Source organism: Streptomyces chartreusis, assembly GCF_008704715.1.
Taxonomy (GTDB): domain Bacteria; phylum Actinomycetota; class Actinomycetes; order Streptomycetales; family Streptomycetaceae; genus Streptomyces; species Streptomyces chartreusis.
In genome coordinates, this window is the sequence record NZ_CP023689.1 from 2,106,162 (window position 1) to 2,127,663 (window position 21,502).

23 protein-coding genes are annotated in these 21,502 nt (G+C 72.0%); 11 read left to right on the forward strand and 12 right to left on the reverse strand.

The genetic code is table 11. The features are described from left to right. Positions 1-2: 2 nt before the first annotated feature. Positions 3-1,520, reverse strand: coding sequence for an IucA/IucC family protein (locus tag CP983_RS08790; protein ID WP_373309791.1), 1,518 nt, complete (start codon positions 1,518-1,520; stop codon positions 3-5). A 102-nt stretch (positions 1,521-1,622) separates the two neighbouring features. Between CP983_RS08790 and CP983_RS08795 the strand changes: the two genes are divergently transcribed. Genes CP983_RS08795 through CP983_RS08805 form a run of 3 tightly spaced genes read left to right on the forward strand, consistent with a single transcriptional unit; the run spans position 1,623 to position 5,255 of the window. Further along, positions 1,623-3,137 carry an IucA/IucC family protein gene (locus CP983_RS08795; RefSeq protein WP_150499186.1) on the forward strand — a complete coding sequence of 505 codons (1,515 nt, stop codon included), beginning with the start codon at positions 1,623-1,625 and terminating at the stop codon, positions 3,135-3,137. A gap of 43 nt (positions 3,138-3,180) precedes the next feature. Then, a complete protein-coding gene (locus tag CP983_RS08800; protein WP_150499187.1) occupies positions 3,181-4,452 on the forward strand; it encodes a VWA domain-containing protein in 1,272 nt (423 codons plus the stop codon). Continuing rightward, positions 4,452-5,255, forward strand: coding sequence for a hypothetical protein (locus CP983_RS08805; RefSeq protein WP_150499188.1), 804 nt, complete (start codon positions 4,452-4,454; stop codon positions 5,253-5,255). Before CP983_RS08800 ends, CP983_RS08805 begins: the two co-directional genes overlap by 1 nt. A gap of 49 nt (positions 5,256-5,304) precedes the next feature. Here the strand turns inward: CP983_RS08805 and CP983_RS08810 are convergent, their stop codons facing one another. Continuing rightward, positions 5,305-5,931 carry a winged helix-turn-helix transcriptional regulator gene (locus CP983_RS08810; RefSeq protein WP_150499189.1) on the reverse strand — a complete coding sequence of 209 codons (627 nt, stop codon included), beginning with the start codon at positions 5,929-5,931 and terminating at the stop codon, positions 5,305-5,307. Positions 5,932-6,018: 87 nt separating this feature from the next. Between CP983_RS08810 and CP983_RS08815 the strand changes: the two genes are divergently transcribed. From CP983_RS08815 to CP983_RS08835, 5 genes are all read left to right on the forward strand, one after another. Next, positions 6,019-7,230, forward strand: a complete 1,212-nt coding sequence (locus CP983_RS08815) for a pyridoxal phosphate-dependent aminotransferase (RefSeq protein WP_107907887.1) — start codon at positions 6,019-6,021, stop codon at positions 7,228-7,230. 26 nt (positions 7,231-7,256) lie between these two features. Continuing rightward, on the forward strand, positions 7,257-7,796 hold the full coding sequence (locus tag CP983_RS08820; protein ID WP_150499190.1) for an HAD domain-containing protein: 540 nt from the start codon (positions 7,257-7,259) through the stop codon (positions 7,794-7,796). Beyond that, complete coding sequence (locus CP983_RS08825) at positions 7,793-8,392, forward strand: histidine phosphatase family protein (RefSeq protein WP_107907886.1); 600 nt, start codon at positions 7,793-7,795, stop codon at positions 8,390-8,392. Before CP983_RS08820 ends, CP983_RS08825 begins: the two co-directional genes overlap by 4 nt. A 74-nt stretch (positions 8,393-8,466) precedes the next feature. Beyond that, a complete protein-coding gene (locus CP983_RS08830; protein WP_150499191.1) occupies positions 8,467-9,096 on the forward strand; it encodes a hypothetical protein in 630 nt (209 codons plus the stop codon). A 51-nt stretch (positions 9,097-9,147) separates the two neighbouring features. Further along, complete coding sequence (locus CP983_RS08835; RefSeq protein ID WP_150499192.1) at positions 9,148-9,570, forward strand: acyl-CoA thioesterase; 423 nt, start codon at positions 9,148-9,150, stop codon at positions 9,568-9,570. On the opposite strand, the gene CP983_RS08840 is transcribed toward CP983_RS08835, so the two are convergent. Further along, positions 9,571-9,966, reverse strand: coding sequence for a winged helix-turn-helix transcriptional regulator (locus CP983_RS08840; RefSeq protein WP_150499193.1), 396 nt, complete (start codon positions 9,964-9,966; stop codon positions 9,571-9,573). It abuts the gene before it with no gap. Positions 9,967-10,058: 92 nt separating this feature from the next. Here CP983_RS08840 and CP983_RS08845 point away from each other — a divergent pair, with 92 nt between their 5' ends. Continuing rightward, positions 10,059-11,492: an MFS transporter gene (locus tag CP983_RS08845; protein WP_150499194.1), complete on the forward strand. Its 1,434-nt coding sequence runs from the start codon at positions 10,059-10,061 to the stop codon at positions 11,490-11,492. Between the two features lie 155 nt (positions 11,493-11,647). Here CP983_RS08845 and CP983_RS08850 read toward each other — a convergent pair whose 3' ends face one another. Next, entirely contained in the window at positions 11,648-12,502 is an 855-nt protein-coding gene (locus CP983_RS08850) for an SDR family oxidoreductase (RefSeq protein ID WP_150499195.1), read from the reverse strand. Positions 12,503-12,598: 96 nt separating this feature from the next. On the opposite strand from CP983_RS08850, the gene CP983_RS08855 reads away from it, so the two are divergent. After that, positions 12,599-13,396 (forward strand): helix-turn-helix domain-containing protein, encoded by a 798-nt coding sequence (locus tag CP983_RS08855; RefSeq protein WP_150499196.1) that lies wholly within the window; start codon positions 12,599-12,601, stop codon positions 13,394-13,396. Between the two features lie 13 nt (positions 13,397-13,409). Here CP983_RS08855 and CP983_RS08860 read toward each other — a convergent pair whose 3' ends face one another. Next, positions 13,410-15,074: a serine/threonine-protein kinase gene (locus tag CP983_RS08860; protein ID WP_150499197.1), complete on the reverse strand. Its 1,665-nt coding sequence runs from the start codon at positions 15,072-15,074 to the stop codon at positions 13,410-13,412. A 131-nt stretch (positions 15,075-15,205) separates the two neighbouring features. On the opposite strand from CP983_RS08860, the gene CP983_RS08865 reads away from it, so the two are divergent. After that, positions 15,206-15,808: a 3'-5' exonuclease gene (locus CP983_RS08865; protein WP_125527932.1), complete on the forward strand. Its 603-nt coding sequence runs from the start codon at positions 15,206-15,208 to the stop codon at positions 15,806-15,808. Here CP983_RS08865 and CP983_RS08870 read toward each other — a convergent pair. From CP983_RS08870 to CP983_RS08900, 7 genes are all read right to left on the reverse strand, one after another. Continuing rightward, positions 15,774-17,159 carry a nucleobase:cation symporter-2 family protein gene (locus tag CP983_RS08870; RefSeq protein ID WP_107907879.1) on the reverse strand — a complete coding sequence of 462 codons (1,386 nt, stop codon included), beginning with the start codon at positions 17,157-17,159 and terminating at the stop codon, positions 15,774-15,776. The genes CP983_RS08865 and CP983_RS08870 overlap by 35 nt on opposite strands. Before the next feature lie 220 nt (positions 17,160-17,379). After that, positions 17,380-18,759, reverse strand: a complete 1,380-nt coding sequence (locus CP983_RS08875) for an 8-oxoguanine deaminase (protein ID WP_150499198.1) — start codon at positions 18,757-18,759, stop codon at positions 17,380-17,382. Between the two features lie 113 nt (positions 18,760-18,872). Then, positions 18,873-19,796: a factor-independent urate hydroxylase gene (gene pucL / locus CP983_RS08880; RefSeq protein ID WP_107907877.1), complete on the reverse strand. Its 924-nt coding sequence runs from the start codon at positions 19,794-19,796 to the stop codon at positions 18,873-18,875. Between the two features lie 5 nt (positions 19,797-19,801). Next, complete coding sequence (gene uraH, locus CP983_RS08885) at positions 19,802-20,194, reverse strand: hydroxyisourate hydrolase (protein ID WP_107907876.1); 393 nt, start codon at positions 20,192-20,194, stop codon at positions 19,802-19,804. Positions 20,195-20,198: 4 nt separating this feature from the next. Continuing rightward, positions 20,199-20,711: a 2-oxo-4-hydroxy-4-carboxy-5-ureidoimidazoline decarboxylase gene (gene uraD, locus CP983_RS08890; RefSeq protein ID WP_150499199.1), complete on the reverse strand. Its 513-nt coding sequence runs from the start codon at positions 20,709-20,711 to the stop codon at positions 20,199-20,201. Between the two features lie 123 nt (positions 20,712-20,834). After that, positions 20,835-21,203 (reverse strand): helix-turn-helix domain-containing protein, encoded by a 369-nt coding sequence (locus tag CP983_RS08895; RefSeq protein ID WP_150499200.1) that lies wholly within the window; start codon positions 21,201-21,203, stop codon positions 20,835-20,837. Beyond that, entirely contained in the window at positions 21,200-21,451 is a 252-nt protein-coding gene (locus CP983_RS08900; RefSeq protein ID WP_107907873.1) for a YkoF family thiamine-binding protein, read from the reverse strand. Before CP983_RS08900 ends, CP983_RS08895 begins: the two co-directional genes overlap by 4 nt. Positions 21,452-21,502 lie beyond the last annotated feature (51 nt).

Genomic DNA, 21,502 nt, shown 5'->3' on the forward strand with positions numbered 1-21,502 from the left:
ACTCACCCGGCCAGCGGGTTCGGCAGGGGCAGATAGCGGGCGGCAGCGCCGTCCGCGCCCGTCCAGCGCAGGAGCAGGTTGGTCTTGCCGGGCAGGGTCGGGGACGACAGCAGGGCCGGGATCTCGGGGAGGTCGTGGCGGGACAGCTCGCGGCGGAGCGCGGGCCAGGGATCCAGGGCCGGGTGCTGTTCGACGAGCGCGCCGGCGATCTCCACGAGGTGGTTGACGACCAGGCAGTACACCAGCCGCTCCCAGCCGGCCTCCCGTGACACCTCCGGCAGCAGCTTGACGCCCTCGGCGTCCCGGAACAGGGCCTGGACCGGCGTCCCGGCGGCGTCGACGGCGACCAGGGTGTTCTGGAGGTGTGCCTCCAGGACGACGCCGTGGTCGGCGAAGGCCGTGAGGGCGGGCGGGACGACCTGGGCCAGATACGCCTCCCACCAGGACTCCGGATCCTCGGCGCCGGCCAGTGGGCTGCCGTCGAAGCCCTCGACCAGTCCGGCGGCGAGCAGCGGTGTCGCGCCCGGGAGCACCGTCCCGCGCAGCCCGTCGCGGACCAGGACCGCGAGTTCCTCGAAGGCGAAGCCGGCGGTGCGGTAGCCGCGGTCGGCGAGCCAGGCGGCGGGGCCGTCCTGCGCGGCGAGGGCGGTGGCCGCGGCGGTGTCGGTGCGGCGCAGTCTCAGCAGGTCGTGGCGCCACAGCCGGCGGATGTCGTTGGTGATGCGGACGTCCAGGCTGAACTTCAGGAACAGGTCGCGCCCGGGGGCGTACAGCGTGCGGATCGCGGCCGTCGGCCAGGCGTCGAAATCGGTCGTGCCCAGCCGCAGCAGCCGCCCGTCCGCGAACGCGGCAGCGAGCTCCCGGCCTGCCAGATCCAGCTGCCAGGGGTGCGCCGGAAGCAGGCGGTAGCCGGGCGGGGCCTCGCCGAGGGCGTCCAGGGCAGTGGTGTCGCCCTCCTCCACGACCGCGTCCTCGCGCACGCCGAGCAGCGTCAGCGGGAAGCGGGCGTACGCCTCGGGGGCGTAGGGCAGCCAGGCGGCGACCGGGCCGCCGCCGCGCGCCTTGGGGGCGGGGTGGTAGGGGTGACCGGTCAGCAGTGACTGCTCGGAGCGCAGGTAGCGGTCGTCCGGCGGCGTGGCACGCGCGCGTGCCGTGAGCAGCGCGGCCACCGCGTCCCGGCTGTCGATCATCTCGGCGGGCAGTTCGTGGTTGGACTGACCGGTGTGGCGGCGCAGCTCGTCGGCCACGAGTTTGACCAGCTCGGTGTGCCCGACGCGCCGCCAGGCGCCGTCCACCCGCACCTCCGGCTCGGCGGGCCGCCGCTCGCCGAGCACCCGCAGCAGCCGGCCCGTGCCGCCCAGCCGATACACCCGCCGCTCGCCGTCCGGGCCGGTCGGGTCCGCCCCGGGCTCCCGGAGCGGCTCGGCCACCTCGCGCAGCAGGCAGTTGAGCAGGGGCGCGAGCGCGCGGGCGTCGGCACGGTCCGCGAGGTCGGCCGCGGTCGGAGGGTTGAGGTGCACGTGATCCACTCGGTCTCTACGGTCCGTTCAGGTGGGAAGACGATCAGTATGTCTGTCGTCGGCGCCTGCCCGACGCCCTACTCGTACCCGAGGAGCCCGCCCGTGCACCGTCCTCACAGCGCAGAGGCCGAGGTCGCCGCCGAACTGGCCGAAGTGCGCCCCGACCTCGCAACGCGCTACACGGCCGAACTCCCCGGAGCCCGGTCGGCCGTCCTGACGCGGCTGTGGCGTGCGCTCGCGTACGAGCCGCTGCCCTGGGTGGCCGGCCGTGAACGGGGCGGGGAGGGCCTGACCCTGCGTCTTTCGGACGGCCGCCGGCTGCACGGCCCGCATGCCGACCCGTACGCGACCGCCGCGTACGTCACCGACGTACGACTCGACGGGACGTCGTACGACGATCCGGCCCGGCTGCTGAGCGAGCTGTCCGTGGCGCACGGGACGTCGTTCGCGGCCGAACTCGGCCACAGCGTCGCCTCGTTGGCGCTGTCGCGGGCCGGGCAGGTGACTCGCTCCGAAGATTGGCCGTCGCCGGAGTGGGAGTGGGAGCAGCGGGTGGTGGACGGGCATCCGTTCCACCCCAACTGCCGTTCCCGGCCCGGCTTCTCGGTCGCCGAGCAGTTGGCGTACGGGCCCGAGCACCGGCCGGTGGTGACGCTGGGGCCGGCGCCGGTGCGGGCGGAGGAGTGCCTGGTGACGGGCGCGTGGCCGCGGGACCTGCGGGACGGCGAGCGGCTGCTGATCCCGGTGCATCCGTGGCAGGCCGAGCACGTCCTGAAGCGGCCCCGCGACCCCTACGACGACGGGATCGCCGCGCATCCGCTGATGTCCCTGCGCACGCTCGCGCTGCCGGGTGGGCCGCACGTCAAGACGGCGCTCAGCGCCCGGCTCACGTCGTCGGTGCGGGACATCTCGGGGTACTCCATCGGTCTTTCGGCCACCCTGTCGTCGTTCGCGGAGATGCTCGCGGCCCGTATGGACGGGCTGCTGCACGTCACGCGCACGCTGGGCGCGGCCACGGCCGGCTCCCCCGATCTGGCCGCGGTGGTGCGCGAGTCGCCGCAGGAGTACGCCGGGCCGGGTGAGCGGGTGGTGCCGGTGGCCGCGCTGGCGACCACGGAGCTGCCCCGGTCCCCCGCGTGGCTGGCGCGGTTCACGCGGCTCGCGCTGACCGTGGGATTGCGGCTGCTGGAGCTGGGCGTGGCGCTGGAGGCGCACGGACAGAACCTGCTCGTGGTGCTGTCGGCGGACGGCTCGCCGGTGCGCCTGGTCTACCGCGACCTCGCCGACATCCGCGTCGGTCCGGCGCGGCTGGCCCGGCACGGCGTCCCGGTGCCGGAGCTGACCGGCCGGATCGTCACGGACGACGTGACGGCCCTGCGCCGCAAGTTGTTCGGCTCGCTGGTGGCGGGCGCGCTCGCGGGTACGGCGGGCTCGGGCCCGGCGTTGCGCACGGCGCTGGAGTCGGTCGTGGGCGACCTGCCGGACACCGCGGACGTGCCGGCGCTGCGTGGACAGCCGCTGCCGACGAAGGCGCTGACGCTGATGCGGCTCTCGCCGGGGACGCCGGGGGATCAGTGGACGCTGCTGCCCAATGCGCTGGTCACCGAGGTGTTCTGACCTCGTTTTGAAGCGGGACACCTGAGATCAATAGGATCCGCCGATGATCAGAACACAACGGCTGGCGGCAGGGGTCTGTGCCCTGCTCGCCGCGCTCACGGCCGGGATAGCCTTCCCGGCCGGGGCGGTCGCCGACGAAACCACCGCCACCGCCCCGAAGGTCGATCTCGTGATCGACGTCAGCGGCTCGATGCGGGCGAAGGACATCGACGGCCAGTCGCGGATGGCCGCGGCCAAGCAGGCCTTCAACGAGGTGCTGGACGCGACCCCCGAGGAGGTCCAGCTCGGCATCCGCACCCTCGGTGCCAACTACCCGGGCGACGACCGCAGGACGGGCTGCAAGGACACCGCCCAGCTCTACCCGGTCGGCCCGCTGGACCGCACCGAGGCCAAGACGGCGGTGGCGACACTGACGCCGACCGGCTGGACCCCGATCGGCCCCGCGCTGCTGAAGGCCGCCGACGACCTCGACGGCGGCGAGGGCTCCAAGCGCATCGTGCTGATCAGCGACGGCGAGGACACCTGCGCCCCGCTCGACCCGTGCGAGGTGGCCCGCGAGATCGCCGCCAAGGGCATCGGCCTGACCATCGACACGCTCGGCCTGGTCCCCAACACCAAGCTGCGCCGGCAGCTCAGCTGCATCGCCGAGGCGACCGGCGGCACCTTCACCTCCGTCGAGCACACCGACGAACTCGCCGACAAGGTCAACCAGTTGGTGGACCGGGCGGCCGATCCGGTGGTGACGCCGGTCGCGACGACCGGCGCCGACCGGTGCGCGAAGGCGCCGACGCTGAAGTCCGGTCTGTACACCGACCGTGAGGAGTTCGGGCAGCAGCGCTGGTACCGCGTGGACGTCGAGCCCGGCCAGGAGCTGCGCACCTCGGTGAGCGTGTCGGCCGACCGGGCCGTGAACCCCTCCTACGGGGTGCTGCTGCGGGCGGTGACCGAGCGCGGCCGGGAGATCGTGCGCGGCGAGGCCGCGGGCAACGGCCGTACGGACGTGGTGTCGACCGGTCTGCGCTACCCGAAGGCCGAGGCCGACGGCGACGACGAGGACTCCGCGCCCGCCGAGACCGTGTGCCTCCAGGTCACCCAGTCCTTCTCCGCGGGCTCCGGCGTGCAGTCCACGCCCGGTCTGCCGCTGGAGCTGACGGTCGACGTCGTGGACGGACCGTCGACGTCGAGCGACGTGGCCTCCTTCGGCCTCGGGCGCGGCTGGTGGCTGCTGGGCGCGCTGATCCTCACCGGCTTCCTGGCCGGTGTCGTCTGGGGCTGGCTGTCGCGCTGGCGGTTCGCGGTCTGGAGGACCAACTGATGCGGATCACACGAGTGTTGAGCGGCGCCCTGCTGGCGCTGGGGCTGGCGGCGGGTCCCGCGGCGGCCGACTCCTCGCCGTCGCCGAGCGCCTCGGAGGAGGGCGGCGCGCCGACCACGGCGGGCACCTCCTTCCGTACGGCGGCCGAGGTCGAGCAGGGGCGGACGGCCACGGCGAGCGCCTCCACCGGCGACTACCTGTACTGGTCGTTCCCGGCCGACGCCGGACAGCGCCCCACCGTGAAGGCGACGGTGAAGCTGCCGGACACGCACGCCGCCGAGACCTGGCAGATCGACGTGTACGACGGCCTGCGCCGTCGTCAGGCCTGCCAGTACGGCGCCCAGACGCGCACCGCCGCGGCGAACAGCTCCTCGGTCGAGCTGACCTGTGTGCTGCGCACCGTGCGGGCCTGGTCGGAGCAGTGGGCCGACGACCCGCTGCCGGGCACGTACTACATCCGGCTGACGACCGTGGAGGTGCCCACCTCCGACCTGGGTCTGCCGGTCGGCGCCGAGGTCCGAATCGACTCCGAGGACATCGGCGGTTCGGCCGCCGTGGACGGGTCGCTGGCGGAGCCGCTCGTGCCGGGCGTGGCCGTGAAGTCACAGGAGGACGAGGAGAGTTCGTCGGACTCGGCGGTGCTGTCCAGCATCGAGCCCGACGACGGCTGGGCCTCCGGCTGGTGGTCGGACCGCTGGGTGTGGACCGCGATCGGCGGTGTGCTGGCCGCGCTCGCGGGCATCGGCGGTTACGCGCTGACCCGTGGCACGGGACGGCCGTCGCGGATGCCGCCGGGAGCCTGACACTCCATCACAAGGGGCTCACCGCACCAGCGGTGGGCCCCTTGGGCGTTCACGCCTCCCTGAGCGCCTTCGCGAGCGTGCCCTCGCCGGTCACCTCGATGCGACCGCCCCGTAGCGCGTCGGTCACGCTCATCTCCCCGCGGGCGACGGCCTCGCACGTCCCGGAGTCCAGGACCAGCCGCGCGTCGGGCTCCCCGGGGGCGGGTCCGTCGCCGTAGACCGGCCCGTCCTCGGCGCCGACGTGCAGATGGAAGTCGCCCTCCTCCAGGCGGACTTCGACGAGACCCTCCCCGTCCAGCGCCCGCAGCAGCGGCAGCGCGAACCAGTGCGCGCGCACCGCGTCGGTGGGCCGCCGCTCGCCGAGCTCGGCCTGGCCCCACTCCCCGAGCGCCTGGAGCACGGGCAGCAACTCCCGGCCGCGCGGGGTGAGTTCGTAGACGTAGGCGGCTCCGGGCGGCGGCAGCCGGCGCCGGGTGCTGATGCCCTCCCGCTCCATGTCCTTGAGCCGGGACGCGAGGACGTCGGTGCTGACGCCGGGCAGGTCGGCGTGCAGGTCGGTGTAGCGCCGCGGGCCGGCCAGCAGTTCCCGGACGATCAGCAGGGTCCAGCGGTCGCCGACGGCGTCGAGCGCCCGGGCGGCGGAACAGTACTGGTCGTAGCTTCGGCGAGGTGACATGCGACGCAGTCTAGACATGTTGTTGGACTTTCCAAGCTCGAACTTGGTAAAACCAAGCAACACACGAAACCGGAGGGGCGAGCGCGCATGGAGTTCCGGCAGTCGAGCAAGCTGAGCGAGGTCTGTTACGAGATCCGCGGCCCGGTCATCGAGCACGCGAACGCGCTGGAGGAGGCGGGCCACAGCGTGCTGCGCCTGAACACCGGCAACCCCGCGCTCTTCGGCTTCGAGGCGCCGGAGGAGATCCTCCAGGACATGATCCGGATGCTCCCCCAGGCGCACGGCTACACCGACTCCCGCGGCATCCTCTCCGCCCGCCGCGCCGTCGCCCAGCGCTACCAGACGCTCGGGCTGACGGTCGGCGTCGACGACGTCTTCCTCGGCAACGGCGTGTCCGAGCTGGTCTCCATGGCCGTACAGGCACTGCTCGAGGACGGCGACGAGATCCTCATCCCCGCCCCGGACTTCCCGCTGTGGACCGCGGTGACGACGCTCGCCGGCGGCAAGGCGGTGCACTACCTGTGCGACGAGCAGTCCGAGTGGTACCCGGACCTGGACGACATGGCCTCCAAGATCACGGACCGCACCCGGGCCGTAGTCATCATCAACCCGAACAACCCCACCGGCGCGGTCTACCCCAAGGAGGTCCTGGAGGGCATCCTCGACCTCGCCCGCCGGCACGGCCTGATGGTCTTCGCCGACGAGATCTACGACCAGATCCTGTACGACGACGCCGTGCACCACTCGGTCGCCGCCCTCGCCCCCGACCTCGTCGTCCTCACCTTCTGCGGCCTGTCCAAGACGTACCGGGTGGCGGGCTTCCGCTCCGGCTGGCTGGTCGTCACCGGTCCGAAGCAGCACGCGAAGGACTATCTGGAGGGCCTGACCATGCTGGCCTCCATGCGGCTGTGCGCCAACGCGCCCGCCCAGTACGCCATCCAGGCGGCGCTCGGCGGCCGCCAGTCGATCCGGGACCTGACGACCCCCGGCGGCCGGCTGCGCGAACAGCGCGACGTGGCCTGGGAGAAGCTCAACGAGATCCCCGGCGTGTCCTGTGTGAAGCCGAAGGGCGCGCTGTACGCCTTCCCGCGCATCGACCCCAAGGTGCACAGGATCCACGACGACGAGAAGTTCGTCCTGGACCTGCTGCTGCGCGAGAAGATCCAGGTGGTCCAGGGCACCGGCTTCAACTGGCCGACGCCCGACCACTTCCGCATCCTGACCCTGCCGTACGCGGAGGACCTGGAGGCGGCGATCGGGCGGATCGGGCGATTCCTGAGCGGATACCGGCAGACATGACCGCCCGGGGTGGGTAGGACCCCTCCATGACCACCCGCCCCTTTCTGCTGCTCGACGTGGACGGCCCCCTGAACCCGTTCCGAGCCCTGTACCTCGGCCATCGCGGCTATGTCACGCGCCGGCTGCACCCGGCGAACTGGTCGCAGCGCCAGCGGCCGGGTTCGCTGCGGCAGCGCCGCGGGCTCCGGGTGCGGCTGCATCCGGAGCACGGGGCGCGGCTGCTGGCGCTGCCCTACGAACTGGCGTGGGCGACCACCTGGCAGCACCAGGCCAACGAGATGATCGCGCCGGTCATCGGGCTGCCCCGTGATCTGCCGGTCATCGAGTGGCCCGAGATGTTCACCGCGGACCCCGACGGGCTGTACTGGAAGACCCGGCACGTGGTGGCGTGGGCTGCGGGACGGCCCTTCGTCTGGGTCGACGACATGGTCACCGACCGCGACGTACGGCATGTGGAGGCGCACCACGGCGGCGCCGCGCTGCTGCTCCCGGTCGACGCGCGCAGAGGGCTGCGCGAGGGGGATTTCGCGGAGTTGGAGCGCTGGGCTCTTAGCCTGAGGCCATGAGTGATCTCTTTCTCGTCCGGCACGGCGAGACCGAGTGGTCCCGCTCCGGACGGCACACCGGCTGGACCGACGTACCGCTCACCGAGCACGGGCGGGAGGAGGCGCGGCGGCTCGTGCCGCTGATCCGCTCGCACCGGATCGGGGCGTCGTTCGTCAGCCCGGCGCAGCGGGCACGGGAGACGGCCGAGCTGATCGGGCTGCACGGCACGCGGGTCGACACCGATCTGCGGGAGTGGGACTACGGCGGCTACGAGGGCATCACGACCGTCGAGATCCAGGCCGAGCGGCCCGGCTGGTTCCTGTTCCGGGACGGTGTCGCGCCGGGGCCACCGGACCATCCCGGGGAGACCCCCGAGCAGGTCGGGGAGCGTGCCGACCGGATGCTGGCCAAGGTGGACGCCGCGTTCGCGAACACCGAGGGCTGCGTGGTGCTCGTGGCGCACGGGCACTTCCTGCGCGTGCTCACGGCCCGGCGGCTCGGGCTGCCGGCCGCGGACGGGGCACTGTTCCAGCTGGCCACGGGGACGGTGTGCCGGCTGAGCACCGAACACGGGCGGCCGGTGATCTCGGGGTGGAATGTCAGACCCGGGCCGTAGCCTTCCCAGCAGATGAGGTCTCCGCTTCGCCGACAGGCGGGGCGGTGCCCGAGCGCCCCGGGGAGGAGCACGCCGTGACCAGACCACCGACCGCGGCCCAGCGGCGTGTCATCGACGCCGCCGATCCCGACACGGGACGGCTCAGGGGCACGGAGACACAGCTCGCGGCCCTGGTGAAGCGGGGCCTGGCCTTCCGGCACCCGCGCCCGCCGCACGATCACTTCCTGACACCGGCGGGGCACCGGATACGGGAGGCCGCGGAGCCGGCGCCCGCACCGGCCGAGGCGACCGGTGCGAGGGGCGTGTTCGCCGCGCGGATCGGTGGTGAGGCAGATGCCCCGCCGTCGGGCCCGGCCCGGCTGCGCGAGGTCCGCGGGGCCTGGCAGGGCCTGCTGGAGCTGCGCCGGATGACCAACCCGGACGGAGCCCTGGACCGGCCCTGCGCCTGGGAGCGCACGCACCTCGTGCAGGCCGCCGCGCTCGCGCTGGAGGCGGCCGGCCACCCGCCGGCCGGGCCGGACCCCGAGGAGGGGTACCGGGTGCGGGCGACCCCGCAGCCGGAGGCCGTCGCCGTGCACGAGAGCGACGGCGCGCGGCTGCGGGCCTGCGCGGCCACACTGGAAGAGGCGGGCTGGCAGGTCGGCGAGCACACCGAGCCGCGTGGCAGAGCGCGCTATCTGCTGGCGTCCCCACGACGGGCATGACGTGCGTGCCAAGATCGGTGCACTCAGCACCGAAGGCGAGAAGGGGAAGCAGTGAGCGAGCAGTTTTCCGTCCGGGTCACCGTCCGCGGCTACGAGACCGATACCCAGGGGCACGTCAACCAGAGCGTGTACATCAACTACGCCGAGCACGCCCGCTGGTCACTGCTCCAGGCCGCGGGCATCACCCAGACGGGGCTCATCGGCAAGGGCGTGGGTCCCGTCGCCCTGGAGACGACGATCCGCTACAAACGCGAGCTGATAGCCGGTGACGAGATCGACATCACGTGCGCCTTCGAGTGGTCCGGCGGCAAGACGTTCCGCATCCAGCAGCTCGTGCGCAAGACGGACGGCACGGTGGCCGCCGAACTCACCGCGGTCGGCGGCCTGCTGGACCTCCAGGAACGCAAGCTGGTGGCCCGCCCCGACGAGGTCTTCAAGGAGCTGTCGTCGGACCCGAGCATGTTCGGGCTGTAGTCACACCTGCTCCTTGTCGTGCTCGACGTCGTAGGCCGCGCGTGACTCGGCGATGTAGACCCTGTTCCGCTCGGCCCAGGCGGTCAGGCGTTGCAGGGTCTCGTGCAACTCCCGGGCCACCGGCGTCAGTTCGTACTCCACCTTCGGCGGCACCGTCGGGTGCACGGTGCGGGTGACGAGGCCGTCGCGTTCCAGATTGCGCAGGGTGAGGGTCAGCATCCGGCGGCTGATGCCCTCGATGCCGCGCTCCAACTCCGTGAAGCGGATCGGCCCGTGGGCTGCCGCGACGAGGATCTGGACGCTCCATTTCCCGGAGACCCTGTCAAGAACTTCCCGGACCGGGCACGCCTGCGCGTTCACTGCCTGCACGGTCACACCGGTGTTCCTCTGGGACATCGGACTGCCTCCTTACGCCGGCCTCCATGGTCACTCACGATGTACCCCGTTACAAGTCGTGTACCTATGGAGAACCCGGAGGCAGCGCCGTCATGGCCCTCGTCGAGTCCCGGACGCGGACACCGCGCCGAACGCAGCGAACCCACTCCCGCCGGGCGTCCCTCGTCGTGCTCTGCGCGGGGACGCTGATGACGATCCTGGACGGCAATATCGTCACGGTCGCCATGCCGGCCATCCAGAGCGACCTCGGTTTCTCGGCGTCGGGGCTGGCCTGGGTCGTCAACGCGTATCTCATCCCTTTCGGCGGGCTGCTGTTGCTGGTGGGCCGGCTCGGCGATCTGATCGGCCGCAAGCGCATGTTCACGGCGGGCCTGGCCGTGTTCACCGCGGCATCCGTGCTGTGCGGGGTGGCGACCGGGCAGAGCGTGCTGGTCGCGGCGCGGGCGTTGCAGGGCGTGGGCGGGGCGATGACCTCGGCGGTGGTGCTCGGCATGCTGGTCGCCCTTTTCCCCGAACCGCGTGAACAGGCCCGCGCCATCGCGGTGTTCAGCGCGGTCGGCGCGGCGGGCGGGGCGCTCGGCACGTTTCTCGGCGGGGCACTGACCGAGGCCCTGAACTGGCACTGGATCTTCCTGATCAACCTGCCGATCGGCGTCGTGGCCTGGCTCGCGGCGATCCGCGTACTGGAGCCGGACCGCGGCGCCAGGCTCGGCAGGGGCGCCGACTACCCGGGCGCGGCGCTGGTCACGGGCGCGCTGATGCTCACGGTGTACGTCATCGTCGGCGCGGGCGACCGCGGCCTCGCCCCGACCCTGCTGCTGGCCGCCCTCGCCGTGACCCTGTTCGTGGCGTTCACGCTCCGCCAGGCCCGGGCCGCGCGTCCGCTGCTGCGGCTGCGGCTGTTCGGCTCCCGGGTGCTCAGCGGCGCGAACGCCGTGCAGATCCTGATGATCGCTACGATGTACGGCTTCCAGTTCATCGGCGCGCTCTATCTCCAACGCGTCCTGGGCTACGGCGAGTTGCTCACCGGCACGGCCTTCCTGCCGGCGCCGATCGCGATCGGGGTGCTGATGCTGGGCCTGTCGGCCCGTACCGTCGGCCGGTTCGGCGCGTACCGGGTGCTGCTCGCCGGGCTGCTGCTCATCGTCGCGGGCATGGCGCTGCTGAGCCGCGCGCCGGTCGACGGCTCGTACGTCACGGACGTCCTGCCTCCCCTGCTCCTCCTCGCCACCGGCTTCGCCGCGGCGATGCCGGCACTGACCGGGCTGGCGATGTCGGGGGCCCGGGAGGAGGACGCCGGGCTGGCGTCCGGCCTCTTCAACACCACGCAGGTGGTGGGCGGTTCACTGGGCCTGGCGGTGCTGTCGGTACTGGCGGCGAGCCGGACGGAGGGGCTGCTGGCCGACGGTGCGGGCTCGGTGGCCGCCACGGCCGAGGGGTACCAGCTGGCGTTCCGGGTGGCGACGGGGATCGCGCTGGCGGCACTGGCGGTGGCGGCGGTTGTGCTGCGGGGGCGGAAGGACTGAGGGCGTTCGGGGAGGGGCTGATGCTGAGGGCGTTCGGGCAAGGGCTGGTGCTGAGGGCGTTCGGGCGGGGGCCGACACTCAGGGCGCTCGGGCAGGGCTTGCCCGACCTGGCGGGGGGCGTCGAACCCAAGTGGTCCGGCGCCCCCGCGCCGTGCTCACTCCGCCCCGAAGGCCGTCCGGTGGTCCTCGGCCCACTCCCGGTAGCTCCGAGCCGGCCGCCCCAGGACCTCCGGTACGTCGTCGGTGACGACGGCGTTGCCGCCTTCCTCGATGAAGCGGGCGCCCGCCATGAGGCTGTCCGCGTAGTCGGCGCCCAGGCCCGCCCCGAGCAACTGCTCTCGGCGCTGGTCGGCGGTCGGCGAGAGGAGTGTCACCGGGCGGCCCAGGATCTCGCCGAGGACAGCGGCCTGGCCGCTCGCGCTGATGGTCCCGGGGCCGGTCAGGGTGTAGGTGCGCCCGGTGTGGCCGGGTTCGAGCAGCGTGCGCACGGCGACCTCGGCCACGTCCCGGGGGTCGACCACCCCCTGTTTTCCCTCTCCCATCGGATTGGGCGCCGGGGTGCCCTCGCGGACGGCGTCCGCCCAAGCCAGCGTGTTGGAGGCGAAGGAGGAGGGGCGCAGCACGGTCCATTCGAGGCCGCTCCCCCGCACCGCCTCCTCGCCGGGCAGGTGCCAGCGGCCGAACCCGGCCAGCCGCGGATCCCCGGTCCCGATCGAGGAGAGCTTCACGATGCGCCGCACCCCGGCCGCCCGCGCCGCCTCGACCAGGCCCCGGTCCTGCTCGGCGTCGTCCGGGCCGAACACGCCGACCAGGAAGGCCGCTGTCACGCCCGCCATCGCGCCCTCGACCGAGGCCCGGTCCCCGGGATGCCCGGGCACGGCTTCGACGCCCGTGGGCACCCGGGCCGCCGCCGGGTCCCGGGTCAGGGCGCGCACCTTCTCCCCACGCGCCGCGAGCTGCCGTACGACTTCACTGCCGATGGTGCCGGTGGCACCCGTAACAAGGATCATGTCCACCACGGTGGGCCCCGGGCGGCGCCGGACTCTTGGAAATTCCGGCACGGTTCGCCGGCCCGGACTGCCGGGTGCCGGGCATACGGTGGAGGGGTGACGAACACCTTCTCCCGACAGGTCCTGCCCACGCCGGAGGCGCTGCGCCCCTGGGTCACGGGCATCGGTTCCGTGTCGGTGGGGACCGGGTCGGCGGAGCCGTACGTCCAGCTCCCGGACACCGCGACGACTGTGGTGTTCCGGGTCGGTGAGAACGGCCACCGCAGCACCCTGGTCGTCGGCCCGCGCACCCGCGCCTCGTACCACCACGGCAAACGGTTCGCCTCCTGCCTGGAGATGCGGCTCGCACCCGGCACCACCCGCCCCCTGCTCGGCGTCCCGGCGGTCGATCTCGTGGGCCGGATGGTGCCCCTCGACGAGCTGGCCGCCGCTCCCGCCCGCCGCCTGGCCCGTGAACTGCGGGACCTGGAGCCCGAGGAGGTCGTGCCGCACCTGGCCCGGTCGTTCCCCGATCTGTCCGGCGCCGCGGACCGCTCCCGCACCGCGCTGGTGACGGCCGGTGCGGACGCCCTGTCGATGCGGACCGGCCGTGTACCCGGGCCGGTGCGGGACGTGGCGCGCGAACTCGCCGTCAGCGAGCGCCAGTTGCGCAATCTCTTCGCCGAGGGCGTCGGCCTCTCCCCCAAGCACTACGCCCGCATCAACCGCGTACGCGCGGTGCTGGCCCAGGCCGACGACGTGCCCTGGGCCCAACTCGCCGCGACGACCGGCTACTACGACCAGTCCCACATGACGACCGACTTCCGCACCCTGATGGGAGTGCCACCCCGCTCCTTCTTCACCGGCCGCCTCCCCGCCGCCCGGCCCTGCCGAGCAGCACTCGCCGGGCGCTGAGACGCGACGGGCCCTAGGCCGCCTTCCGCCAGATAGTCATGTCCAGCTGGAGGAAGGCCAGGTCCTGCAGCGCGGTCGCCTTCTGCTGGAGCACGAGCAGCGCGATGTCACCGGAGGAGTGCTTGACGCAGATCTGGCTGCCGTTCGCCGCCGCGGCGAGCGGCCAGCGGTGTCTGTCGGCACTGGCGAGGAGCAGCCGGCACTCGTCGAGAGAGACCTTGGCCCCGGTGTCGTCGAAGATCTGGACGAAGACGCTGGTGTCGCTGTCCAGCGAACACCCGGCGTCCTTGCAGTCGAAGCGGATGTCTCCCTTGCGGTCCCGGCGCTGGAACGGCTTCGTGAAGCTCAGGGAAGTCTTCGCGTCCAGCCACAGAGGGCTGTTCGCGATGGGTCCGGGCGAGGCGGGCGCCGTCGGGGAAGGCGAGGGCTTCGCGTCCTTCGGTGTCCCGGCGTCGGTGTCCTTGTCCGAGGCCCGCCCGGACGCCTCGGAGGACTCCGACGACCGGGTGGACCCGTTCGGGCCGGGTGTGGCCGACCCGCCGGACACCCAGTCGCGGAACCGGTCCCGCGCGTCCGGGAGCGTCCACACCAGGCCGGTCAGCAACGCCACCACCGTCACCGCCGACGCCGTGATCAGCGCCGTACGCCGTCTGCGGGCCCGCCGCTCCTCCGGCCCCGCGGGCTGCGGCTGCGGTCGCGTGACCACCAGCGGCGCCTGGTGCAGCACCCGGGTCGGGTCGGGCACCGGGGACGGACCCACCCGGGCGAGGTCGGGCACCGGCGACGGAACGCTCACCTCCGGTCCTGTCACCTCCCGCCACACGGCCGGTCCCGCGCCCGCGTCGGCGTCGCTCCCCAGCCGGCCCCGGCACCATTCGACGACCTCCGCGAGGGTGGCCCGCTCCGCCGCGTCGGCGGCCAGGCAGCGCGCGATCAGCGGGCGCAACTGCTCGGGCAGCGCGGACAGGTCGGGCCGCTCGTGGACGATGCGGTAGAGGACGGTGGCCGCGGGGCCCTCCCCGTACAGCGCCCGGCCCAGGGCCGCGAAGGCCGCCGTCTGGCCGAGTGCGAAGACGTCGGTCGCCTCGGTGACGTCACCCGCGAGCGCCTGCTCGGGAGCCATGAACTGGGGTGTGCCGACGGCCGAGCCCGTGGCCGTGCGGAAGGTGGCGTCCGCCGCCAGCGAGATGCCGAAGTCGATGACCCGTGGCCCGTCGGCGGCCAGCAGCACGTTCGACGGCTTCAGGTCCCGGTGCACGATGCCCGCGCCGTGAATGGCCTGGAGCGCCTCGGCGACCCCCGCCATCAGCCACAGCACCGCCGGCACCGGCAGCGGTCCGCGCCAGGAGACCGCTTGCGCCAAGGAGGGACCCGGCACGTACAGCGTGGCCAGCCAGGGCGGAGTGCCCTCCGCGTCGGCGTCGATCAGTTCGGCGGTGTACGCGCCCCGCACCCGGCGGGCCGCCTCCACCTCCCGGCGGAAACGCCGCCGGAAGTCATGGTCGTCGGCCAGTTCCGGCCGGACCACCTTGATCGCCACCGGTCTGCCGCCCTGCGTGTGCGACAGATAGACCCGGCCCATGCCGCCCGCGCCGAGCCGGGCGGCGAGCCTGTAGCCCGCCACCACGGGCGGATCGTCGCCCCGAAGCGGCTCGAACACCTCGGTCGCACTGCTCATCGGCCCGCTGCCCCCATCCCCTTGAGCCCCCGGAGTCCCCTGACTCCCGGTCAACCGTGAGTTGACCAAGGCAGCAGCCTAGGCGGAATTCGGATGCGGGAAGCCCCGGTCACCTGGGAAGCTTCCTCTCCATGGCCGCACGACGTATCAAACCGAGCCGTTACATCTCCGTCGACATCGAGGCGGACGGCCCCATCCCGGGGCCCTACTCCATGCTGAGCATCGGCGCGGCGGTCGCCGGGGTGCAGGACGGCGACGGGTTCACGGCGGCCGACCCGCAGGAGCACACCTTCTACCGTGAACTGCGGCCGATCGGCGAGGAGTTCGTGCCGGAGGCGCTGGCCGTGAGCGGGCTGGACCGGGAGCGGCTCAAGGCCGAGGGCAGTGAACCGGCTCTCGCGCTCACGGAGTTCGGCGACTGGGTGCGCGAGGTGAGCGCCGGGGCGCAGCCGGTGATGTGCGGCTATCCGGCCTCGTACGACTGGACGTTCCTGTACTGGTACCTGATCCGGTTCACCGGAGCGAGCCCGTTCGGCCACTCCGGCTGCCTGGACATGAAGACCCTGTACGCCACGAAGGCGGGCCTGCCCCTGCGGGCGGTGGCGAAGGGCACGATGCCGCGTGAACTGCTGTCGCGGCGCCGTCACACGCACCATGCGCTGGACGACGCCGTCGAGCAGGCCGAACTGTTCGCCAACCTCATGGAGTGGCAGGGGCCCGGGTCGCCCCGGTGATCTCCTCTCCCGCCTCCATGGGGTGGGTGACGTCCTGGGCGTCACGGCTCCCGCCCAGGTGGTTGAAGACCAGGTTCAGGGCGACCGCCGCCACACAGCCCGTCGAGATGCCGGAGTCCAGGACGATCCTGACCGTCTCCGGGAAGGCGTGGTAGAACTCCGGCGCGGTGATCGGGATGATGCCGACGGCCAGCGAGACGGCGACGATCAGGATGTTGTTGTCCTTGTCCAGGCCGGCCCGCACCAGGGTCTGGATGCCGCTCGCGGCGACCGACCCGAAGAGGACCACGCCCGCGCCGCCCAGCACCGGGCGGGGTACGACGGCGATGAGCGAGGCGGCCATCGGGCACAGGCCCATCAGCACCAGGAACCCGCCGCCCACGGCGACGACGTACCGGCTGCGGATCTTCGTCATCGCGACCAGGCCGATGTTCTGCGCGAAGGCGCTGCACATGAAGCCGTTGAACAGCGGGCTGACCGCGGAGCCGAGGGTGTCGGCGCGCAGGCCCGCCGCGATGGTCTTCTCGTCGGCCGGGCGGTCGACGATCTCACCGAGCGCGAGCATGTCGGCGGTCGATTCGGTCATCGACACCACCATCACCACGCACATCGAGATGATCGCGGCGAGCTGGAACTGCGGGGCGCCGAAGTGGAACGGGGTCGGGAAGCCGACGACGTCCGCGTCCGCCACCGGCCCGAAGTCCGTGACGCCGAACGGGATCGCGATCAGGGTGCCGGCGACCAGGCCGAGGAGTACGGCGATCTGCTTGACGAAGCCGCGGGTGAAGCGGCGCAGGAGCAGCACGATGAGCAGCGTTCCGGCCGCCAGTCCCAGGTTCGTCGCCGAACCGTAGTCGTGGGCCGCCGGGTTGGGGCCCTGGGCCCAGCCGAAGGCGACCGGCAGCAGCGAGATGCCGATCAGGGTGATGACGGTGCCGGTCACCACCGGCGGGAAGAAGCGCACCGCCTTGCTGAAGAAGGGGGCGGCGACGAACCCCAGGAGGCCGGCGACGATGACCGCGCCGAAGATGACCGGCAGGGCGTCGGACTTGTCGTCGGTGGAGGCGACGATCGCCGTCATGGGGGCGACGCCCGCGAAGGTGACGCCGTTGACGAAGGGCAGCCGGGCGCCGATCTTCCAGATGCCGAGCGTCTGGAGGAAGGTCGCGATGCCCGCGGTGAACAGGCAGGCGCCGGTGAGGAAGGTGAGTTCGGCTGCGGTCAGGCCTATGGCCGCGCCGACTATCAGGGGTGGGGCGACGACTCCCGCGTACATGGCGGCCACGTGCTGAAGGCCGGTCGTCGCCATTTTCAGCGCCGGGAGTTTCTCATCGACAGGGTGGGCGGACATTGCGGCTCTCCTCCGGTCGGTTAAACGCGTCGACTCTGACGCGGGTTCAAGGAGGTGGTGCGCGGTCGTGCGGGACCGGGGACGGGCCGTTCCGGGGGAAACGGAGACCGTTCCGGGGCGCACGCGCCGCGCGCGCCCCGGAGACGGTCGCCGTGGACCCCGCTCGGGTCCACGGCCACCGGTCGGGAGCCGTCCCTCCCGACCGGAGATCTTCAGCCGCTCAGGCCTGACCGGCGATACCCGCCAGCCGCTGCGCCTGCTCGCGCGTCGAGCGGGCGATCGCGTCCTCGTCGGCGGTGAGCAGCCGGCCGTGCTCCACGATCTGCCGGCCGTTCACGAACGACGCGGTGACCGGGGCCGCCGCGCCGAAGACCAGCGCGGTCACCGGGTCGGCGATGGAGGCGTGGGCGAGCGTGTCCAGCTTCCACAGCACCAGGTCGGCGAGCTTGCCGGGCTCCAGGGAGCCGATCTCGGCGGCCCGGCCGAGCACCTGGGCGCCGCCGAAGGTGCCGAGGCGCAGCGCCTGCCGGGCGTTCAGCGCCGCTTCCCGGTGTGCGCCGAGACGGTTGATGAGCAGGGCGTTGCGCAGCTCGGTGTGGAGTTCGCCGGACTCGTTGGAGGCGGTGCCGTCGACGCCGAGGCCGACCGGGACGCCGGCCGCGAGCATGTCGGGGACTCGGGCGATGCCGGCGGCGAGGCGGGCGTTGGAGGACGGGCAGTGGGCGACGCCGGTCTTCGTGCGGGCGAAGGCGGCGATGTCGGAGTCGTTCATGTGGACGCAGTGCGCCATCCACACGTCCTCGCCGAGCCAGCCGGTGGACTCGAAGTAGTCGGTCGGGCCCATGCCGAACAGCTCGTGGCAGAACTTCTCCTCCTCCACGGTCTCCGAGCCGTGGGTGTGCATGCGCACACCGAGGCGGCGGGCCAGCTCGGCGCCCTGCCTGAGGAGTTCGGTGGAGATGGAGAACGGCGAGCAGGGGGCGACGGCGACCTGGGTCATCGCGTCGAAGGAGGCGTCGTGGTGCTTCGTGACGGTCTCCTCGGTCGCGGCCAGCGCGCCTTCGAGGGTCTCGACGGCGAAGTCCGGCGGCAGCCCGCCGTCCTTCTCGCTGCGGTCCATGGAGCCGCGGGCGAGGGTGAAGCGGACGCCCATGTCGCGGGCGGCGCCGATGATGGCGCCTGACAGGTCGCCGGAGCCCTGTGGGTGGACGTAGTGGTGGTCCATGGCGGTGGTGACACCGCCGCGGGCCATCATGGCCAGGGAGCCCTGCGCGGCCGAGCGGACCATCGGCTCGTCGATGCGCGCCCAGGTCGGGTAGAGGGCGACGAGCCAGTCGAAGAGGTTGTGGTCGGTGGCCAGGCCCCGGGTGATCCACTGGTAGAAGTGGTGGTGGGTGTTGATCAGGCCGGGGGTCACGAGATGGCCGGTGGCGTCGATGCGGCGTACGACGTTCTCCAGGCCCTCGGGGGCCCTGCCCGCGCCGAGCGACTCGATGCGGTTGTCCGCGACGACGATGTGGCCGGTGGCGTACTCGGTGTCGTTCGCGTCCACCGTCGCGATCGAACAGTTCTCGATGACGATGCGCTGGGCTGCTGCCATGATTCGTCCTTTGCGCTGTTGTGGAGGGGGCACGGCAGGACCCTGGGGGATTTGAGTGCCGCGGCCGGATCGGGGAGGACCTCACCGGCCGCGGGTGCCGATATGTGGAGTTACTACAGGTTGGTGAGGTCCACCGGGATCTTCGGCTCGCAGCCGTCCCGCAGGATGGTGGCCTCGATCAGGCCGTACGGCCGGTCGGCGGCGTAGTACACCTCGTTGTCGTTCTTCAGCCCGAACGGCTCGAGGTCCACCAGGAAGTGGTGCTTGTTCGGGAGGGAGAAGCGGACCTCGTCGATCTCGCTGCGGTTGTTGATGATCCGCGAACCCATCTGGTACAGGGTCTGCTGGAGCGAGAGGGAGTAGGTCTCGGCGAAGGCCTGGAGCATGTGCTTCTTCGTCTGCTCGTAGGACTTCTCCCAGTTGGGCATCCGCTGCTCGTCGTCGGTCCAGTTGAACCGCCAGCGGGCGGAGACCTGGGTGGCCAGGATGCGGTCGTGCGCTTCCTTGAGCGTCGTGTACTTGTCCTTGACGTAGCCCCAGAACTCGGAGTTGGTCGAGTTCATCACGACGAGGTCCTTGAGGCCGGAGACGACCTCCCACTTCTCGCCGTCGTAGGTGATCTGCGTGAGCCGGGTCTCCTGGCCCTTGCGGACGAAGGAGTGCTTGACCTCGTCGGAGCCGATGAACTGGGAGTTGGCGTCGGACGCCTCGATCCGCTCCCAGGCGTACTCCTCGATGCGGATCCGGGCCGTCTGGATGGGCTCCTGGCTGGTCACGAAGTGCCGGGCCAGGTGGATGCCGAACTGCTCGGCCGACTCGATGCCGTGCTCCTTGGCGAACGCGAACACCGTGTTCTTGGTGGTGTCGGTCGGCAGGACGTTGGCGTTGGAGCCGGAGTAGTGGACCTCGTCCATGTCGCCGGAGAGGGCGACGGAGACGTTCAGGTCCTTGATGTGGTGGGTGGCGCCGTCCCGCGTGATCTTTACGACTCGGTTCTCGGCCTTGCCGTACTGGTTCTGTCCCAGGATCGTGGGCATGTCTGCTAGCTCCCTCGGTAAACGGAGTAGCCGAACGGGTTGAGCAGCAGCGGTACGTGGTAATGCTCCCCGGCCGTCACGGCGAAGGTGATCGCCACCTCGGGGAAGAACACGGCACCGCTGTCCCGATTCGCGGGGGCGTCCTGCTGCGCATCGGCTTGCTTCTTCTCGAAATACGGCTCGACGGCGAAGTCGAGCCGTACGTGTGTGGTGCCCTCCGGCAGCGCCGGGAGGTCCTTGCACCGCCCGTCCACGTCGGTCGCGGAGCCGCCGAGCGCCTGCCATTCGGCGTCCCGGCCGCTGCGGGCCGCGAGCCGGACGGCGACACCCTCGGCGGGGCGTCCGACGCTGGTGTCCAGGATGTGCGTGGACACGGATGCGGTGGTGCTGGTGCTCATGGGGTCAGGCTTCCTCTTCGACGATGCGGGCGAGCCGGATGCGGTTGATCCTGCCCAGCTCGGTGCGGACGATCTCCCGCTCCTGCTCGGGCGAGTTGCCGATCCGCGCCTTGACCGCGTCGCGCATCTGCTCGCCGGTCCGGCCGGTGGCGCAGATCAGGAAGACATGGCCGAACCTGTCCTGGTAGGCCAGGTTGAGTTCGAGCATCTCCGCCTTGAGCTCCTCGGAGACGCCGGCCATGCCGCGCTGCTCCCGTGCCGAGGTCGGGTCGCCCGGCTTGGGGCGGCCGATCGGCGGGTGCCCGGCCATGGCCTCCGCGAGGTCCTCGGCGGTCAGCTCGGCCGTGGCGGCGTCACTGGCGGTGAAGAGGGTGTCGGTGTCGGCGTAGGGGCGGCCGGCGAGCAGCCGGCGCACCCATGCCGTGGAGGCGCACGCCTCGTGGAGGGCGGCGTGGGCCGCGTGCTCCTCCAGGGCGTTGAACCGGGCCAGGCCCGGGGGCGTGGAATTCGACGTCACGGGAGCCTCCGTGGCCGCGAAGGGCCTTCGTGCTGAACGGGCGTGCCGATAGCTAACGCCCTACGACGACGAGACGTCAACACTTTGTTGAAAATTCGCGATGTCGATACCGGACGGGACGCGTCAGGTGTTCTTGTCCCGGTTCAGGTAGTTATAGACCGTGAAGCGGCTCACGCCGAGCGCGCCGGCGACGGTCTCCACACCGTGCCGCACGGAGAACGCGCCGCGGGCCTCCAGTATCCGTACGACCTCCTGCTTGGCCTTGCGGTCCAGGTCGGCGAGCGGCTTGCCCTTGCGGCGCTCCATGGCGGCCAGGATGTGATCGAGGGAGTCGGCGAGCTGCGGCAGACGTACGGCGACGACGTCCGCGCCCTCCCAGGACAGCACGACGTCCTCGGGCCCGGCCTCGTCCGGCGGGAGTATCTCGCCGCCCATGGCGTCGACCAGCGGCTTGACGGCCGCGATGAAGGTCTCGTCCCCGGTACCGGTCACTCCGCGTCCTCCCCGACCACGTTGACCTGGAGGGAGATCCGGGTGGCGCCGGCCTCCAGGGTCCTGCGCAGCAGGGCGTCCACGGCGGTGAGCACGGCGTCGCCGTCACCCTCCGCCGTGTTGCCGAACGGGCCGACGTCCACCGCGTCGAGCTCGGCCGCCTCGATGACCTGGCGGGCGACCAGCGCGTGCGCGGGTGCCTCGTCGAGATCGAAGGGCTCGGTCGTGAACTCCACTCTCAATCGCACGCGCTCAACCTAACGCGCGCGCGATTGTTCGGGCAGCCCCTTCTTCACCGG

What these genes read in the sequence shown, in the direction of transcription:
- CP983_RS08870 (WP_107907879.1), bottom strand. Translation starts at nt 17,159, where the DNA reads ATGTCCGCCCACCCTGTCGATGAGAAACTCCCGGCGCTGAAAATGGCG.
- CP983_RS08820 (WP_150499190.1), top strand. Translation starts at nt 7,257, where the DNA reads ATGACCACCCGCCCCTTTCTGCTGCTCGACGTGGACGGCCCCCTGAAC.
- CP983_RS08825 (WP_107907886.1), top strand. Translation starts at nt 7,793, where the DNA reads ATGAGTGATCTCTTTCTCGTCCGGCACGGCGAGACCGAGTGGTCCCGC.
- CP983_RS08840 (WP_150499193.1), bottom strand. Translation starts at nt 9,966, where the DNA reads ATGTCCCAGAGGAACACCGGTGTGACCGTGCAGGCAGTGAACGCGCAG.
- uraH (WP_107907876.1), bottom strand. Translation starts at nt 20,194, where the DNA reads ATGAGCACCAGCACCACCGCATCCGTGTCCACGCACATCCTGGACACC.
- CP983_RS08805 (WP_150499188.1), top strand. Translation starts at nt 4,452, where the DNA reads ATGCGGATCACACGAGTGTTGAGCGGCGCCCTGCTGGCGCTGGGGCTG.
- CP983_RS08865 (WP_125527932.1), top strand. Translation starts at nt 15,206, where the DNA reads ATGGCCGCACGACGTATCAAACCGAGCCGTTACATCTCCGTCGACATC.
- CP983_RS08845 (WP_150499194.1), top strand. Translation starts at nt 10,059, where the DNA reads ATGGCCCTCGTCGAGTCCCGGACGCGGACACCGCGCCGAACGCAGCGA.
- pucL (WP_107907877.1), bottom strand. Translation starts at nt 19,796, where the DNA reads ATGCCCACGATCCTGGGACAGAACCAGTACGGCAAGGCCGAGAACCGA.
- CP983_RS08815 (WP_107907887.1), top strand. Translation starts at nt 6,019, where the DNA reads ATGGAGTTCCGGCAGTCGAGCAAGCTGAGCGAGGTCTGTTACGAGATC.
- CP983_RS08875 (WP_150499198.1), bottom strand. Translation starts at nt 18,759, where the DNA reads ATGGCAGCAGCCCAGCGCATCGTCATCGAGAACTGTTCGATCGCGACG.
- CP983_RS08800 (WP_150499187.1), top strand. Translation starts at nt 3,181, where the DNA reads ATGATCAGAACACAACGGCTGGCGGCAGGGGTCTGTGCCCTGCTCGCC.
- CP983_RS08860 (WP_150499197.1), bottom strand. Translation starts at nt 15,074, where the DNA reads ATGAGCAGTGCGACCGAGGTGTTCGAGCCGCTTCGGGGCGACGATCCG.
- CP983_RS08850 (WP_150499195.1), bottom strand. Translation starts at nt 12,502, where the DNA reads ATGATCCTTGTTACGGGTGCCACCGGCACCATCGGCAGTGAAGTCGTA.
- CP983_RS08810 (WP_150499189.1), bottom strand. Translation starts at nt 5,931, where the DNA reads ATGTCACCTCGCCGAAGCTACGACCAGTACTGTTCCGCCGCCCGGGCG.